Annotated in this window: 13 protein-coding genes; 3 read left to right on the top strand and 10 right to left on the bottom strand. The window is 65.6% G+C overall.

All coding sequences use genetic code 11. The annotated features are described in order from the left end of the window. Positions 1-19: 19 nt before the first annotated feature. The 8 genes from BTO32_RS05385 to BTO32_RS05420 form a co-directional block, all read right to left on the bottom strand. Positions 20-2,263, bottom strand: coding sequence for an NADP-dependent isocitrate dehydrogenase (locus tag BTO32_RS05385; protein ID WP_076723432.1), 2,244 nt, complete (start codon positions 2,261-2,263; stop codon positions 20-22). A gap of 371 nt (positions 2,264-2,634) precedes the next feature. Further along, a complete protein-coding gene (locus BTO32_RS05390) occupies positions 2,635-4,626 on the bottom strand; it encodes an acetoacetate--CoA ligase (RefSeq protein ID WP_076723433.1) in 1,992 nt (663 codons plus the stop codon). A gap of 15 nt (positions 4,627-4,641) precedes the next feature. Next, complete coding sequence (locus BTO32_RS05395) at positions 4,642-5,421, bottom strand: 3-hydroxybutyrate dehydrogenase (RefSeq protein ID WP_076723434.1); 780 nt, start codon at positions 5,419-5,421, stop codon at positions 4,642-4,644. Between the two features lie 12 nt (positions 5,422-5,433). Continuing rightward, positions 5,434-6,798 (bottom strand): TRAP transporter large permease, encoded by a 1,365-nt coding sequence (locus tag BTO32_RS05400; RefSeq protein ID WP_076723435.1) that lies wholly within the window; start codon positions 6,796-6,798, stop codon positions 5,434-5,436. Then, positions 6,798-7,436 carry a TRAP transporter small permease subunit gene (locus BTO32_RS05405; protein WP_076723436.1) on the bottom strand — a complete coding sequence of 213 codons (639 nt, stop codon included), beginning with the start codon at positions 7,434-7,436 and terminating at the stop codon, positions 6,798-6,800. The genes BTO32_RS05400 and BTO32_RS05405 overlap by 1 nt, the downstream gene beginning before the upstream one ends. A 109-nt stretch (positions 7,437-7,545) precedes the next feature. Beyond that, complete coding sequence (locus tag BTO32_RS05410) at positions 7,546-8,598, bottom strand: TRAP transporter substrate-binding protein (protein ID WP_076723437.1); 1,053 nt, start codon at positions 8,596-8,598, stop codon at positions 7,546-7,548. A 316-nt stretch (positions 8,599-8,914) separates the two neighbouring features. Next, positions 8,915-10,327 (bottom strand): sigma-54 interaction domain-containing protein, encoded by a 1,413-nt coding sequence (locus BTO32_RS05415; protein ID WP_076723438.1) that lies wholly within the window; start codon positions 10,325-10,327, stop codon positions 8,915-8,917. Between the two features lie 114 nt (positions 10,328-10,441). Beyond that, positions 10,442-10,801: a DUF6164 family protein gene (locus BTO32_RS05420; RefSeq protein WP_076723439.1), complete on the bottom strand. Its 360-nt coding sequence runs from the start codon at positions 10,799-10,801 to the stop codon at positions 10,442-10,444. Positions 10,802-10,886: 85 nt separating this feature from the next. On the opposite strand from BTO32_RS05420, the gene BTO32_RS05425 reads away from it, so the two are divergent. The 3 genes from BTO32_RS05425 to BTO32_RS05435 are packed head-to-tail and all read left to right on the top strand — an operon-like array spanning position 10,887 to position 14,150. Next, complete coding sequence (locus BTO32_RS05425) at positions 10,887-12,278, top strand: DUF2868 domain-containing protein (protein ID WP_076723440.1); 1,392 nt, start codon at positions 10,887-10,889, stop codon at positions 12,276-12,278. Between the two features lie 4 nt (positions 12,279-12,282). After that, the gene (locus BTO32_RS05430) at positions 12,283-13,704 is read left to right on the top strand and encodes a GTPase/DUF3482 domain-containing protein (protein ID WP_076723441.1); all 1,422 of its coding nucleotides are present in this window, start codon (positions 12,283-12,285) and stop codon (positions 13,702-13,704) included. A 50-nt stretch (positions 13,705-13,754) separates the two neighbouring features. Next, positions 13,755-14,150: an ectoine synthase gene (locus BTO32_RS05435; protein WP_076723442.1), complete on the top strand. Its 396-nt coding sequence runs from the start codon at positions 13,755-13,757 to the stop codon at positions 14,148-14,150. Positions 14,151-14,207: 57 nt separating this feature from the next. On the opposite strand, the gene BTO32_RS05440 is transcribed toward BTO32_RS05435, so the two are convergent. Both BTO32_RS05440 and BTO32_RS05445 read right to left on the bottom strand, forming a co-directional pair. After that, positions 14,208-15,383 (bottom strand): type III PLP-dependent enzyme, encoded by a 1,176-nt coding sequence (locus tag BTO32_RS05440; protein WP_076723774.1) that lies wholly within the window; start codon positions 15,381-15,383, stop codon positions 14,208-14,210. Between the two features lie 180 nt (positions 15,384-15,563). Next, the gene (locus BTO32_RS05445) at positions 15,564-16,382 is read right to left on the bottom strand and encodes an ATP-grasp domain-containing protein (protein WP_076723443.1); all 819 of its coding nucleotides are present in this window, start codon (positions 16,380-16,382) and stop codon (positions 15,564-15,566) included. Between the last annotated feature and the right edge of the window lie 59 nt (positions 16,383-16,441).

Raw genomic sequence — 16,441 nt, forward strand, 5'->3', positions numbered from 1 at the left:
CCGGGCAACCAGGTCTCCGTTACTGAAGCGAAGCGCAGGCCTCGTTCAGGATACGGTTGAAGGTCTCGCTTGGACGCATCACCTTGTTCACTTTTTCCTCGTTCGGGTGATAGTAGCCACCATTGTCCGCCGGATGGCCCTGCACCACGGTCATCTCTTCGAGGATCTTGTCCTTGTTCTCTTCCAGCTGCTGGGACAGCTTGCTGAAGAACGCCTTCAGTTCGGCATCCTCGTCCTGCTTGGCCAGCTCCTGAGCCCAGTAACGGGCCAGATGGAAGTGAGAACCGCGGTTGTCCAGCTCGCCGGTTACTCGGGATGGGGACTGGTTGTTTTCCAGCAGGCGTTCCGTGGCCTTGTCCAGGGTCTTGCCCAGCAGACGCGCACGCGGGTTGTTCTGCTTCTCACCCAGCTCTTCCAGCGACACGGCAACGGCCAGGAATTCACCCAGGGAATCCCAGCGCAGGTGGTTTTCCTGGAGCAGCTGCTGCACGTGCTTGGGCGCGGAACCACCGGCACCGGTTTCGTACAGACCGCCGCCGTTCAGCAGCGGCACGATGGACAGCATCTTGGCACTGGTCCCGAGTTCGAGGATCGGGAACAGGTCGGTGAGGTAATCACGCAGCACGTTGCCGGTTACAGAGATGGTGTCCTGACCACGGATCAGGCGCTCCATGGTGCAACGGATCGCCTTCACCGGCGGCATGATCTTGATGTCCAGACCGTCGGTGTCGTGCTCCTTCAGGTACATCTCGACCTTCTTGATCAGCTGGGCGTCGTGGGGACGCTCGTGATCCAGCCAGAAGATCGCCGGCATGCCGCTGGAGCGGGCCCGGGTCACCGCCAGCTTGACCCAGTCGCGGATCGGCAGGTCCTTGGTCTGGCAGGCCCGCCAGATGTCGCCCTGTTCCACCTGATGCTCGGTCAGGACCGTGCCGTCTTCGGCTACGATACGAACGACACCGTCTTCCTTGATCTCGAAGGTCTTGTCGTGGGAGCCGTATTCCTCGGCCTTCTGGGCCATCAGGCCGACGTTGGGCACGGTCCCCATGGTGGTCGGGTCGAAGGCGCCGTGGGTCTTACAGAAGTTGATCACTTCCTGATAGATGGTGGCGTAGGTGGACTCCGGCATGACCGCCTTGGTGTCCTTCAGCTTGCCGTCGCGGGCCCACATCTTGCCGGAGTTGCGGATCATGGCCGGCATGGAGGCGTCGACGATCACGTCGCTGGGCACGTGCAGGTTGGTGATGCCCTTGACCGAATCGACCATGGCGATTTCCGGACGATGCTCGTAGCAGGCGTGCAGGGCTTCCTGGATTTCCTCCTGCTTGGACTCCGGCAGCTGCTTGATCTTCTCGATGACCGAGGACAGGCCGTTGTTCGGATTGACGCCGATCTCATCGAACAGATCGCCGTACTTGTCGAACAGCTCCCGGAAGTAGACCTTCACCGCGTGACCGAACACGATCGGGTGAGAAATCTTCATCATGGTCGCCTTCACGTGCAGGGAGAACATGACGCCGGTTTTTTCGCAGTCCTCAATGCAGTCCTCGAAGAATTTCACGAGCTTCTTCTTGCTCATGAACATGGCGTCCAGCACTTCGCCTTCCTGCAGCGGCAGTTCGGACTTCAGGACAGTCTGCTCGCCCTTCTTGTTCTCGAACACGATGCGAGCATTGGTGGCCTTGTCCAGGGTGACGGACTGCTCGCTGGAGTAGAAGTCGCCGCCGCGCATGTGCGCCACGTGGGTCCGGGACGCCGGGCTCCACTCACCCATGCTGTGGGGGTGCTTGCGGGCATAGGCCTTGACCGCCGCCGGCGCGCGGCGATCGGAGTTGCCTTCCCGCAGTACCGGGTTGACGGCACTGCCCAGAACCTTGGCGTAACGGGCGTGGATTTCCTTCTCTTCCTCGGTTTCCGGGTGCTCCTTGAATTCGGGCACCTTGTAGCCCTGCTCGTTCAGCTCGCGGATGGCGGCCTGCAGCTGGGGAATGGAGGCGGAGATGTTCGGCAGCTTGATGATGTTGGCGTCCGGATCCTTGGTGTACTCACCCAATTCAGCCAGGGCATCCGGAACCCGCTGGTCTTCCTCCAGGTAGTCCGGAAACGCCGCCAGAATACGTGCCGCCAGGGAGATATCGCTGGTTTCGAACTCGATACCGGCCGGCTTGGCGAAGGTTTCCAGAATGGGAAGCAGTGACCGGGTCGCGAGGGCGGGCGCCTCGTCGGTCAGCGTGTAGACAATCTTGGCTTTGGATGATGTCATTTTCGTCCTCAGGCTATTGGGTGGATTCAGGACGGCCAGGGCAGGGTCCTGCGTCTTTTGGACGCACGGCCTGTGCCATGACGGATGGTAAAACTTTTGATAGGGCTACTAAGATACCATTTTTTCCTGAATTCTGGTTACGATCTTAGTATAAGAACGGACTCAAAAGTGCCAGAACTCCCGTTACAGGACGATGAAATGGCGGGAATTTACGAAACTTTCTAACATTTTGATTTTACTGGAACGGGCCTGCGGCAACGGGGCCGGCGCCACACCCCGGGCGACTCGGCCGTGCCCCGGAGCGGGGTTCGGCACGGCCGAGTGCCACGCGACATTGTCAACAATACGGCAGGCGCAACCGCCGGAGCGCCCTAGCCTGCCGGCAACAACCCCGCCTGTTCAAGCCGCTCGCGGATCAGGTCCAGCGCCTGGGGATTACCCAGGGCATCCCGGTTGTCGGCCTTGCTGGAGCCGTTGATCAGCCGGGCCACCGCCAGCTCCACTTTCTTGCCGCTGCGGGTGTAGGGAATGTCCGGCACCTCGACAATGTGCTTCGGCACATGCCGGGGGCTGGCCCCCTCGCGAATCCGGCCTTTCAGCCGCTGGACCAGCTCCCCGGTCAGGGCCTGGCCTTCGGCCGGCACCACCAGCAACACCACCTCCACGTCGCCATCGACCTGGCGGCCCACCACCAGGCTGTCCTTGACCTCGGGAACGGTCTCCACCTGGCGGTAGATTTCGGCGGTGCCGATGCGCACACCGCCCGGGTTCAGGGTGGCATCGGAGCGGCCGTAAATAATGGCGCCACCGTGTTCGGTGAATTCAATGAAATCGCCGTGCGCCCAGACTCCGGGGAAGGTGTTGAAGTAGGCGTCGCGGTATCGCTCGCCCTCGGGGTCGGCCCAGAAACAGACCGGCATGGACGGCAGCGGCTGGCGGCACACCAGCTCGCCCCGGCCCTCGGTCACCGGCTGGCCGTCATCGCCGTAGGCGGCCGCATCGACACCGAGGAAACGGCACTGAATTTCACCCCGGCGCACCGGCAGCAGCGGACAGGCGCCGACGAAACAGCCGCAGATGTCGGTACCGCCGGCGATGGAACCCAGCAGCGCCTTCGGGGCACCGTCGTCATAGATCCAGTCGTAGTCTTCCGGCAACAGCGGTGAGCCGGTGGAAAACACCACCCGCAGGGCACTCTGGTCCAGGGTTCGGGCCGGTTGCAGACCCGCCTTGCGGCAGCCGGCGATGAACCGGGCGCTGGTACCGAAGTGGGTCACCCGCTCTTCGGCCACGGTGCGCCACAGGAAGCCCAGGTCCGGGTAGCCCGGCGAGCCGTCCACGGTGATCACGGTGGCTCCGGTCATCAGCGCCGAAGCCTGCCAGTTCCACATCATCCAGCCACAGGTGGTGAAATAGAGGAAGCGGTCTTCGGGGCCGACATCGCCGTGCAGCATCAGCTCTTTGGCGTGGTTCACCAGCAACCCGGCGGTGCCGTGCACGATGCACTTGGGTTTGCCGGTGGTGCCGGAGGAATAGAGGATGTACACCGGATGCTCCGGTGCCACCGGCGTGAATGACGGCGGCTGACCGGCACCGGCGGCCAGGGCGTCCTGCCAGAGGGTCACCTTGTCTCCGGGTACCGGCGGCTGGTCCGGCAGTTGCGGCACACTGATCACAGTCTTCAGCGACGGCAGGCTGGCGATCAGCTCGGCGAACTCCTGCTGTCGCGGGAACACCTTGCCGCCATAGCCGTAACCATTGACCACGATCAGTGCCGCCGGCTCGATCTGACCGAAGCGGTCATTGATGGCGCCGATGCCAAAGTCCGGCGACGCGGAGCTCCAGATGGCGCCCAGGCTGGTGGCCGCCAGCATGCCCACCATGGCCTCGTAGCCGTTGGTGACCACACCCGCCACCCGGTCGCCCGGGCCGATGCCCTGGCTGCGCAGGAAGGCCTCCAGCGCACCGGCGTCCGCCTTCAGCTCGGCGTAGGTCTTGCGCAGCACCGGGCGGGTCTCGCAGTAGGCGACGATGGCCTCCCGCCCGGCGTGATCGCCGTCCGCCAGGCGCAGCAGGTTGGCGGCGAAATTCAGGCGCATGCCCGGGAACCACTCGGCGCCGGGCATGTCGCGCCGGCCCAGAACCCGCTCGGCGGGGGTCTCGCAGACCAGGCCACAGTAGTCCCAGACTGCCTGCCAGAAGGTCTCCAGCTGGTCGATGGACCACTGATGCAGGGCATGGTAGTCCGGGAAGGGACCGAACCCCCTGGACTCCAGCCAGGCCTTGAACCGGCCCATTCGGGACGACTGCAAGGTATCCTCGGAGGGAGACCAGACCACCGGTGATTGTTCTGTTGTACTCATCCGTCTCTCCTGTCGTTACTGCATGTGCCAGCCGTGACTGACCACGAAGGACTGCCCGGTCAGCGCGGCGGACGGGAATGCGGCCAGATGCACGGCCAGCTCCGCCACATCTTCGAGGGTGGTGAACTGGCCGTCCACGGTGTTCTTCAGCATCACATTGCGGATCACATCCTGCTCGGAAATGCCCAGCTCCCGGGCCTGCTCCGGAATCTGCTTGTCCACCAGCGGCGTGCGGACAAAGCCCGGGCAGATAATGTTACTGCGCACGCCGTGTTCCGCTCCCTCCTTGGCCACCGCCCGGCACAGCCCCAGCATGCCGTGCTTGGCGGCGACGTAAGGGGCCTTCAGAGGCGAGGCTTCCAGCGAGTGCACCGAGCCCATGTACAGCATGGTACCACCACCGTTGGCGTACATCTGCCGCAACGCGGCGCGGGTCAGCAGGAAGGCTCCGTCCAGGTGCACGCTGACCACCCGGCGCCAGTCCGCCAGGTCCAGTGTGTGCACCGGTTCGATGTGCTGAATGCCGGCGTTGGCCAGGGCAATGTCGAGGCCACCCCAGGTAGCCACCACCTGCTGAACGCCCGCCTCCACCGCCTGCTCGTCGGTGACATCCATGGCGATGGCCAGGGCGGTGCCGCCGGCCGCCTCGATGGCAGCGACGGTCTCGCCGGCGCTGTCCAGGGTCAGGTCGGCCACCGCCACTTTGGCGCCTTCACGACCGTAGGCTTCGGCGATGGCTCGGCCGATGCCGCGACCGGCACCGGTAATCAGGGCAATCCGATTGGTAAGACGCATGACACAGTCTCCTTAGTCATAGGCCACACTGGGCAGCCAGGTGGCGATCTCCGGCACCAGGAACACAACGGCCAGGGCCAGCAGCTGAATGAGAATGTAGGGCGCCACGCCCCGGTAGATGTCGGTGACCTTGATCTCCGGCGGCGCCACGCCCTTGATGTAGAACAGGGCAAACCCCACCGGCGGGGTCAGGAACGACGTCTGCAGACACATGGCGAACAGGATGGTGAACCAGACCAGGTCGAAGCCCAGCTGCTGCACCACCGGCGCCACCAGCGGCAGAATGATCAGGGTAATCTCCACCCAGTCCAGGAAGAAGCCCAGCAGAAACACCGCCGCCAGGATCGTCAGCACCACGCCATAGGGCCCGAACGGCAGGCCCAGCAACGCCTCCTCGATGACGGTGTCGCCGCCCAGGCCCCGCAGCACCACGGAAAACGCGGTGGCACCGAGGAAGATGGCAAAGATGAACGACGCGGTACGGGTGGTCTGGTACAGCGACGAACGCAGCACACTGAGATTGAGCCGACGCGCGGCGATCGCCAGGATCAGCGCACCCAGGGCACCGACACCGGACGCCTCGGTGGGAGTGGCAAGGCCGGCGAAGATCGAGCCCAGCACGCCGAGGATCAGCGCGGCGGTCGGCAGCACCGCTTTGGCCACCTCCCAGACCACGCGCCAGGTCACCGGTTCCAGGCCCTCCGGCACCGGCGCGATGCGCGGCTGCAGCAGCGGCCGACCCAAGGCATAGATCACGTACATGGCGCCAAGCAGAAGCCCGGGCAGGAACGCCCCCATGAACAGATCGCCCACCGACGCTTCCGGCACCGCCAGCCGGTCGGCCATCAGCACCAGCATGATCGACGGCGGAATCAGGATTCCCAGGGTGCCGGTGGCACAGGCGGTACCCACGGCAAAGCCCTTGTCGTACTTGTTCTGCATCATCACCGGCAGCGACAGCATGCCCAGCAGCACCACCGAGGCGCCGATAATGCCGGTGGTGGCCGCCAGCAGCACGCCGATCACGATCACCGTCACCGCGAAGCCGCCACGAACGTTGCCGAACAGTTTGACCATACTCTTCATCAGGCGCTCAGCGACGCCGGACTGGTCCAGCATAATACCCATGAAGATGAACATCGGCAGCGCCACCAACGTCTCGCTCTCGACGATGCCCCAGATCCGTTCCGGTACCAGCCCCATGGAGGAGGGGTAGTCGAACCACAGGTTGGCACCGAAGTCCTCCACCGCCACCACCCCGACCAGGGTCCAGATCACAGCGGTGCCCCCCAGCACCCAAGCCACCGGGAAACCGGTCATCAGGAGCACCCCGAAGGTCAGGAACATACCGATGACAAACAAGGTTTCGAGTTCCATCAGGCCGTGCCTCCCTTGACCGAGTGACCGTTCTCCACCTTGATCGGACGGGGAAAGCCGAACAGCAGGGCGGTGACCTTGAGCAACCGGGACAGCGCCGCCACCGCAATCAGCGCAAAGGCCAGCGCCAGAATGGCCTTGAGCACCCAGCGATGGGGCAGGCCGGCCGGGGCCGGGCTGGTTTCGCCCACCTCATAGGCACTGATGGCGTAGGGCACCATCTCGTACACCGCCAGCGCCAGGAACGGCAGCAACAGCAGCAGCAGGCCGAACAGCTCGATCCAGGCCTGGGTTTTCAACGACCAGCGCTCATGCAGGACATCGACCCGCACATGATCGTCCACCACCAGGGTGTAGGACAGCCCCAGCAGCCAACCGGCGCCGGCCACATGCCACTGCAGTTCTTCCAGCAAGACCGAACCCTGGCCAAACACATACCGGCCCACCACCGCCCAGATGATGATCCCGGTAACCACCAGCCAGAACCAGGCGGCCCCCTTGCCGATCCGCAGCAGGCCGGCATCGAGCCACTGGCTGATCCGGGTGGTGGGCAACTCGGTATGGTGATGAAGGAATTCGTCGGCGTCGGGAATGGACGCGCGCGGACTCCCGGAGGAGCCGTGATCAGACACCGTCATGGCTGAATACCTCGTTCAGAAAGCGTCGGAGCGAAACGACGATGGCCCCGAAGGGCCATCAAGGTGGATGCCGGCACCGGAGGGCGGCGCCGGCATCCCGGTCGGTGATTTACAGGTCGGCCGGCAGATAGGCCCGCTCATCCCAGACCTTGTAGGTCTCCATGAACGCCTGCTGACTTTCGTAGACGCGCTTGAAGTCCGCATCCTTGCCGGCTTCCTCTTCCAGCACCTGCTCGGTAACGGCCTTCAGTTTTTCCAGAACCTCGCGGGGGATCTGGTCGGCGTGGACACCCTTGTCCTGGAAGCCGGCCAGAACCGCGCCGTTCTTGTATTCACCCTCAGCCAGGCCACGGGTGGTGGCCGCGGTGCAGGAGGCCTCGACCAGCGCCTTCTGGGCCTTGCTGGCCTTATTCCATTCATCCTGATTGATCAGCATGTACTGGGCGGTGAACTGCTGATGCCAGCCCGGGAACAGGTTGTACTTGACCACCTGATCGAACCCGAGAATCTGGTCAATGGCCGGCATTGAGAACTCGGTGGCATCGATGGTGCCCTTTTCCAGCGCCTGATACAGCTCGCCACCCGGCATCATGGTCACGGACGCCCCCAGCTTCTCCAGCACCTTGCCGCCCAGGCCGGCGAAGCGGATCTTCATGCCCTTGTAGTCATCCAGGCTCTCGATCTTGTTGGCGTACCAGCCGGCGGTTTCCGGCCCGATGATGCCACACAGCTGCGCGTGCACCTTGAAGCCCTTATTGGCATAGACTTCCTGCAGCAGCTCATGGCCGCCGCCGTAGTAGTACCAGCCGATGTAGGCCCAGGGCTTCATACCGAACGGAACCGCGGCGAACAGCGGCACGGCCGGCACTTTGCCCTGATCGTAACCGATCCAGGTGTAGCCGGCGGACACCTTGCCGTCGGACACCGATTGCAGGATATCGAACGGCGGCACCAGCTTGCCCGGCTCGTAAACACGGACCTGGATGCTGCCACTGGAGGCGGTGGTGAGGTTGTCGGCGACCCAGGCGGCGGGAGAGCCGAGGCCGGGCAGGTTGGTGGCGAAAGCAACGGGCATTTTCCAACGCAGATCGTCGGCGAACGCCGTTCCAGCGGTCAGGGCAAGGGCACCGGCAATGCCGGCGAGGGCCTTGGACAATTTCATCGATGAGTCTCCTAGCATTGTTCTTATGTGGATCGCCATCCCAGAACGGATGTATCCGAATTTGGCCAGACAACGCAGGAAACAGGAGTGAGGGTCGGTGGGTCCAACAGGGGTACGTCAATCTTGTTTTCCGCGTTGTTCTGACGTCCTGCACCGGCAGCAAGGCAGGCATCGTGCCAATGCAACCTTCATCATTAAAATCAATAACTTATGATAAAAGCATGCAGGTTCGCCACGGAAAACCGTCCCGAATTCAGGACAGTTTTAGACTCAAGTCGTAGGCAGGTGTCCTGAAACTTGGACAATCGTCCGGAAATCAGGACAGTCGGGCGAGCTTCTCGTAGAGAACCGAACGGGAAATGCCCAGCAGACGCGCCGCCCGGGTGCGATTGCCCCGGGTCGCCAGCAGGGCTTCCTCGATGGCGTGGGCCTCCGCCTCGGCCAGGGTCTGGGCCAGCGGCCGTACCGGTCGCGGTGGCTGGGTGGCGACCGGGCGCGAGCCTTGGCGCGGCAGGACCTTGAAGATGGCGTCCGCGTCCAACACACCGCCGTCCTCGCTCATGGTCAGGGCCCGCTCCAGCACATTGCGCAGCTCGCGGACGTTGCCGGGCCAGTCGTAACTGCCAAGCGCAGCAACCCCGGTGTCGCTGATCTCGCCCCGCAGCCCGGAACCGACACAGATTTCCTCCAGCAGCGCCTCGCACAGTACTCCGAGATCGGCCAGCCGATCGCGCAGGGGCGGAATCGGAATTTCGAGCACGTTCAGGCGATAGTAAAGGTCGGAGCGGAAGCTGCCGTCGGCGATCATCGCCTCCAGGTTACGGCTGGTGGCGGCAATCACCCGTACGTCCACCGGCACCACCTTGTTGGAGCCGAGCGGCTCGATCTCGCCCTCCTGCAGGGCCCGCAGCAGCTTGGCCTGCAACGGCAGCGGCATATCGCCCACCTCGTCCAAGAACAGGGTGCCACCGTTGGCCAGCTGGAACTTGCCCTCCCGGGCTCGGCGGTCGGCGCCGGTGTAGGCGCCCGGCACCACGCCGAAGAACTCCGCCTCCAGCAGGTTGTCCGGCACCGCCGCCACGTTGACGCCGACGAACGGCTTGTCGGCGCGCCCGGACGCGGCATGGATGGCCTGGGCCAACACCTCCTTGCCCGTGCCGGTCTCGCCCAGCAGCAGCACCGGCATGTCGCGCCCCGCCGCCAGCCGCGCCCGCCGCTTCACCTCCAGCGCCGCCGGGCTGGCACCGACGAAGTCACCGAGGCTGTACCGGGTGCCCCGGGCCTTGCGCGCCAGCGCCTTGCGGGCAGCGGCCAGGTCCTGGTGCAGACGCCGGAATTTGCTGACCAACGGCGTCAGCGGTTGCAGGTCGTCGTACAGCACGAAGGCAACGGCACCGACGATATGCCCCTCGTCGTCGTAGAACGGCAGACGGGTCACCACCAGCTGCTGCCGGTTGTACTCCATGATGTCCAGCAGCAGCGGCTTGCCGGTCTGGACCACTTCCGGCATGCGGGTGTGGGGGATCACCGATTTCACCGGTCGTCCCAGGGCCTCGCCCGGGTCCCGGAGACCCAGCAGCTGCGAATAGCTCTGGTTGATCCAGGTGATGCGGGTGTCGCGGTCCACCGCGATGGCGCCGGCGCTGGCCTCCTCGAACATCGGAAACAGCGCCTCGACCAGGTCCCGTGTCAGGCCACGGCGATGGCGTTCTCCGAACAATTGTGTCATGCCCCTCTCCCCGACGCCGCGCCGGCGCCATTCACGATCCGGACATCCGGACATTTCGCCGGGAGTATAGGACCGACGACACGCCAGCGGCAAACCGGCCCGCCCGGCCCCGACTCAACCCAACCCCAGGAACGGGGCCAGGGAAAACGCCAGGATCCCGGCAATGGCCAGGCTGGCCGCCAGCACCGTCACGGGATGCCGGCGGCAGTGGCGCCAGAAGCCCGCCTCGCCCCGGGCCAGGCGCGCCTGATAGGCCTCGCGCTGGCGTTGCCGACGCTGCCGCTGGTAATCCTCCAGCAGCTGCCGGGCCCGGGTTGCCTCCCCGTCGTCATGGGTCCAGAAGCCGCCCATGCTGATACCCCAGCGGCTGGGCGGGGTTTCGTAGTAACGGATGCCATGGGCCTCGAACAGGGTCCGGATTTCGTCCGCTTCGTCGTCGGGCACATGGCGCAGGTTCATCAGGTGGTGGGGCATGGCATCGGCTGGCTGGTCACGGTCCGTGGGTTGCCATTATGCTAGCACCAAAGCCATCCGGACCGAATCCGAGACAGGACAGCGCATGACCCCACACCCCCTTCGCCTGCTGCTGGACTTCGATCAACGTGCGCAGCGGGACGGGGAACAGCCCCCGGACGTCCTGCACCGCCGGGACCGGCGCTTCGCGCTGGACTGCCAGCAACGGGGTGTCCAGCCCACGCTCGAACGCTGGCTGACGCATCAGGAACGGCTGTCCGGACCCGGTGCCGCCCCCGCCAGCCAGCGTCTCTTGCGGCGCTGGCGGGGCATCACCGCCGGCTTTGCCGGAGCCGGCGCGGTGCTGGGCATCGTCGCCATGGCGGGCCTGTTGTTCTATGACGGCAGCCAGCGCATCAACGTCACGGTGATCCTGGCCTTCGTGCTGCTGCAACTGGCCCTGGCTCTGGCCACCACCCTGCAGGCAGTGATCGGCTGGCAGCCCTGGCGCTGGCTGGGCCGGCGCCTGAGGTTGCCGGATGCGCCCCCGGTTCACGCCCGCCTGCGCCCGCTGTTCATGGCCCGTGCCGCCCAGGCTGGCGGCACCGCCTTCGCCCTGAGCGCTCTGGCCACCCTGCTGATCTTGGTGGTGGTGGAAGATCTGGCGTTTGGCTGGAGCTCCACCCTGACGCTGGCCAGTGACCGCTACCTGGCCCTGGTACGCGCCCTCGCCAGTCCCTGGGGCTGGCTCTGGCCGCAGGCGGTACCGACCCGGGAGCTGGTGGAAGGCACCCGATTCTTCCGGGCCGGGCCGGGACAGGAGGCAACGGATCCGGCGCTCTGGGGGCAGTGGTGGCCGTTCGTAACCCTGCTCTGGTGCACCTGGGTGTTGCTGCCCCGGCTGAGCCTGCTGGTGTTCAGCCACTGGCTGCTGCGCTGGCGTGCCAGCGGCCTGCTGGCCCGGCATCCGGCCCGACAGGCACTGCTCCGGCGCATGGCGAATCCAACCATCGACAGCGGCCACGACCAGGCCGGCGATGGCCTGCTGCCGGAGCCCCCCGCGGGCCGTTCCCCCGGGCCGGTGCCGGCAAGCGACCTGGCCATTGCCTGGGCCGGCGCGGCGGAACCCCGGTTGCCTTCGGCCTTGGCCCGGCTGGACGGACGCTACTACCGTGCCGGCGGCCGCGCCTCGCTGGCCGAGGACGACGCTGTCCTGGCCGAGGTCGGCACCCGACTGGACGTGGCCGCGCCGCCCCCCGTGCTGATCCTGACCCGGGGCTGGGAACCGCCCACCGGGGAGCTGCAGGACTTTCTGCTGGCGGCCCGGGCCCAGTGGCCGGGGTCGGCCCGGGTGGTCTTGGTGCCTCTGGCGGACCCGTCCGAGCCGGCACCCGGGCAGCGGTGGCTGGCCCCCTGGCAGCGCTTCGCCGAACGGCTGCCCACCGGTTTCGCCACGGTCGCGGTGGCGACCGGCGACACCGCCACAGTGCCGGAGTAGGTCCATGCCCTCTACACCTGCGTTCGCCGTGGTCGGCCACCCCAACAAGGGCAAGTCCAGCGTCGTCGCCACGCTGTCCCAGAACGACACCCTTGCCATTGCCCTGGAGCCGGGAACCACCCGCCGCCGCCAGTCCTATCCGATGTCGGTGGACGGGCGCCCTCTCTACACCCTGGTCGACACCCCCGGCTTCCAGCGGCCCCGTCGGGTGCTGCAGTGGCTGCAGGCCCACAGTCTGGACGCCGCCGACCGGCCGGATACGGTGCGGGCGTTCGTCCGCCAGCACCAGGACGACCCCCGCTTCGTGGACGAGTGCGAACTGCTGACCCCGATCCTCGAGGGGGCCGGCATCATTTATGTGGTGGACGGTTCCGTGCCCTACAGCGCCGAACACGAGGCGGAAATGACCATTCTGCGCTGGACCGGACGCCCAAGTCTGGCGCTGATCAACAGCATCGGCACCGGCGATCACCGCGAGGCCTGGCAGGCGGCGCTCGGCCAGTTCTTTCAGGTTGTACGCACGTTCGACGCGGTTCGCGCCCCATTCGAGCAACATTTAAGCCTGTTGCGAGCCTTTGGCCAGCTCGAGCCGGGCTGGGAGGTGCCCCTGGATCAAGCCACCCGGCTGCTGTCGGAGCAGCGGCGTCAACGCCGGCACCAAGCCGCCGTCTGGATTGCCGATACCCTGGCGGCCATGATGGCGCACCAGGTCCGGCAGCGGCTGACCCCGGGGCAGGCCGGGGACTCCGGACGGGCGGAACCGCTGCGCGACCGCTGGTTCCGGGATCAGCGCCGTCAGGAACAGACCCTGAGGACCCGGATCGAGCACCTGTACCGGCACCGCCGGTTGCAACGCCAGGAAGCGGAGCTGCACTGGCACCCGGATCCGGACCTGTTTGCCGAGGGCAATCTGCGCCACTGGGGGGTCAGCCGGGGCTATCTGGCCACCGTCGGCTTCGGCGCCGGCGCGGTCGGAGGCGCCGGCCTCGATGCCCTCACCCTGGGCTCCTCCCTGGGCGCGGCGGCGCTGGTGGGTGGGCTGATCGGCGCCGCCGGTAGCTATCTGGCCGGCGACCGGCTGCGGCTGCCGGTGCTGCAGCTGGGCCCGCTCAGGCAGGGGGTGCGCACCGCCCGCTTCGGGCCGGTGCAGGATCCCCAGTTCGGTTACGTGGTACTGGGTCGGGCGGTGGACCACTGGTGGCACGTGAGCCAGCGCAATCACGCCGGCCGGGATCTGCTGACGCTGGCGCCGGCGGACCAGCACTGGCTGACGGGGCTGGATCGCGCCAGTCGCCAGGCCATTCACCGGGCCTTCGAACGGGCCCGCCGGCAGCGGCCGCTGGAGCCCCGGCAGCACGCCGCCCTAGTGGCCGCGATCGAACAGGCCATGGCGGTTTACGAGGACTGGCGGTTGAACCGCACCTGATTCGCATGTTTATACTGCTGGGCTATTCCATCACACCATGAGGAATGCTTATGAAAATCGTACGAGTACAGGACATCATCGGTACCGAGCGCGAGGTCGAGGGCCCCGGCTGGACCAGCCGCCGCCTGCTGCTGAAAAAGGACGGCATGGGCTTCTCATTCCACGAGACCATCATCCCCGCCGGTTCCGAGAACACCTTCTGGTACAAGCACCACCTGGAGGCGGTGTACTGCGTGTCCGGCAACGGCTCCATCACCGATCTGGCCACCGGTGAGACTCACGAGATCACCGACGGCACCCTGTACGCCCTGGATAAACACGACAAGCACATCCTGCGCGGTGGCACCGAGGACATGCGCCTGATCTGTGCCTTCAACCCGCCGGTGACCGGCCGTGAAGTGCACGACGAAGACGGCGCCTACATGCCGGACCCGGACAACGACTGAGCCGGATCCAAACGCACGGGGCCGGCCCAAGGGCCGGCCCCGTGCCGACGTCCTCCGTCAGAGGTAATAGGCCGCCAGCGGAGGAAAACCGTTGAACTCGATGGCGCTGTAGGTGGTGGTGTAGGCCCCCGTCGACAGCCAGTACATGCGGTCGCCGATCGCCAGGTTCAGCGGCAGCGGGTACTTGTGGTGTTCGTACATGATGTCGGCGCTGTCACAGGTCGGCCCGGCAATCACGCAGTCCTCGCCCTCGCCGGATTTCTCCGTCCAGATCGGAAACTTGATGGCCTCGTCCAGAGTCTCGATCAGCCCGGAGAACTTGCCGACGTCGGTGAACACCCAGCGATGCAGCGCAGTGCGGGATTTGCGGGCGATCAGCACCACCTCGCTCACCAGCACGCCGGCGTTGGCGATCAGGGAGCGTCCCGGTTCGATGATGATCTCCGGCAGCGCGTCACCGAAATCCTCCCGCAGGAAGCGGGCGATCTCCTCGGCATACACCCCCAGCTCGTTGGTACGGGTCAGGTAGTTGGCGGGAAAACCACCACCCATGTTGATCATCCGCAACTCAATGCCGTCCTCTTCCTTCAGACGTTCGAAGATCACCTTCACCTTGTTCAGGGCCGCGTCCCAGGCACCGATCTCCCGCTGCTGGGAGCCGACGTGGAAAGAGACGCCGTAGGGCACCAGGCCCAGATCCCGGGCTAGGATCAGCAGATCCATGGCCATGTCGGTCTGGCAACCGAACTTGCGCGACAGCGGCCAGTCTGCGGTCAGCGTGCCCTCGGTGAGGATGCGCACGTACACCCTGGACCCAGGCGCGGCACGGGCGATGTTGCGCAGGTCCGCCTCGGAGTCCGTGGCGAACAGACGCACGCCCCGCTCGTAGAAGGTGCGGATGTCCTTCGCCTTCTTGATGGTGTTGCCGTAGCTGATCCGGTCACCGGTTACACCCAACGCCATCACCCGCTCCAGCTCGTAGACCGAGGCGATGTCGAAATTGGCCCCCTTGTCCCGCAGCAGGGTCAGGATCTGCGGTGCCGGATTCGCCTTCACCGCGTAATACACCTTGGCGTAGGGGAAACCTTCCACCAGTTCGTTGTACTGGCGGTCGATGGTGCCGGTGTCGACCACCAGAAACGGCGTTTCACGGCCATCGGCGAACGCCTTGATCCGCTGAAACGTGTCGTCGGCGTAGTAATCGGCAAGGTTGGCGTTGACGGCGTCGGTCATGGGTGCGGGTGCCTCCAGGGGCGAACAGGCATAAAAAAAGGTGCCACAGCCACGCTGCGACACCCGGTCGATGGCGCCATCATCGGGCCGCCGACCCGGCCGCGCCAGTGCGCACATCTACCCATGGGGATGGGCCACCGGCGTCGTCCCCGGTGGCACGAAAATTGGCGGCGGGTGCGCTCAGACCGCCACCGGCCAGAGCGGCGTCGGCCCGGTGGGTCCGTCCGGGTCCTGGGGCTCGGAGCGGCGCTTCAGATAGGCCAGGATCGCCTCCTGCAGCTGGCTGCCCTGGGCCAGCCCCTGGTTGCCAAACAGCCGGTTGAATTCCAGAACGTAGGGGTAACCGTCCACCAGGGCGATGTCGAAGCCGGCGTGATCGATCTCCAGCTCCCGGGCCAGGCGCAGCGCCAGATCGGTGGCCGCGGCCGGTACCGGCGCCTGGTCGATCTGGCCGCCCCGGGCGACGTTGTTGTAGAACCCCTGCTCGGCCTGGGTCCGCCAGTAGGCAGTGAGCACCTGATCGCCCACCACCACCACCCGCACGTCCCGGTCGATGGGCAGGTATTCCTGGGCGTACAACACGTCGGTACGCTCGCAGTAACGCTGCCAGTCCCGCCGGTCCTCGATCAGCCAGACCCCTTCCCCCATGCTGGCCTTGGGCAGCTTGGCCACGAACGGCAGGCTCAGGGTATCCCAGATCAGTTCCCGCTCCTGGGGCCCGTTGGCCTCGATCAGCGTCCAGGGCGTGTGCTCCGGCGCCACCGCCTGGAAGGCGCGCGTCATTTCCACCTTGTCGTGGCCGATGCGATAGCTGGCGACGCTTGGAAAGACCCGGCACTTGAGGCCATGCACCAGGGCATTGAGCTGCCAGTACTCCGGAAACAGCACCCAGTCCGCTTCCTGTAGCAGTGCCTTGTGACGCAGGAAATGCTCGGGCTTGAGCACCGTGGTGTTGGGAAACCCGAGCGTCCGAAACACATTGAAGGAAACAAAGTTCATGGAAGGTGAACCCCGCCAGCCAAAATTGGTCACATTTTATTCAGCTTTTGCGCCCTGGC

The organism is Marinobacter lutaoensis, assembly GCF_001981305.1.
Classification (GTDB): Bacteria; Pseudomonadota; Gammaproteobacteria; order Pseudomonadales; family Oleiphilaceae; genus Marinobacter; species Marinobacter lutaoensis.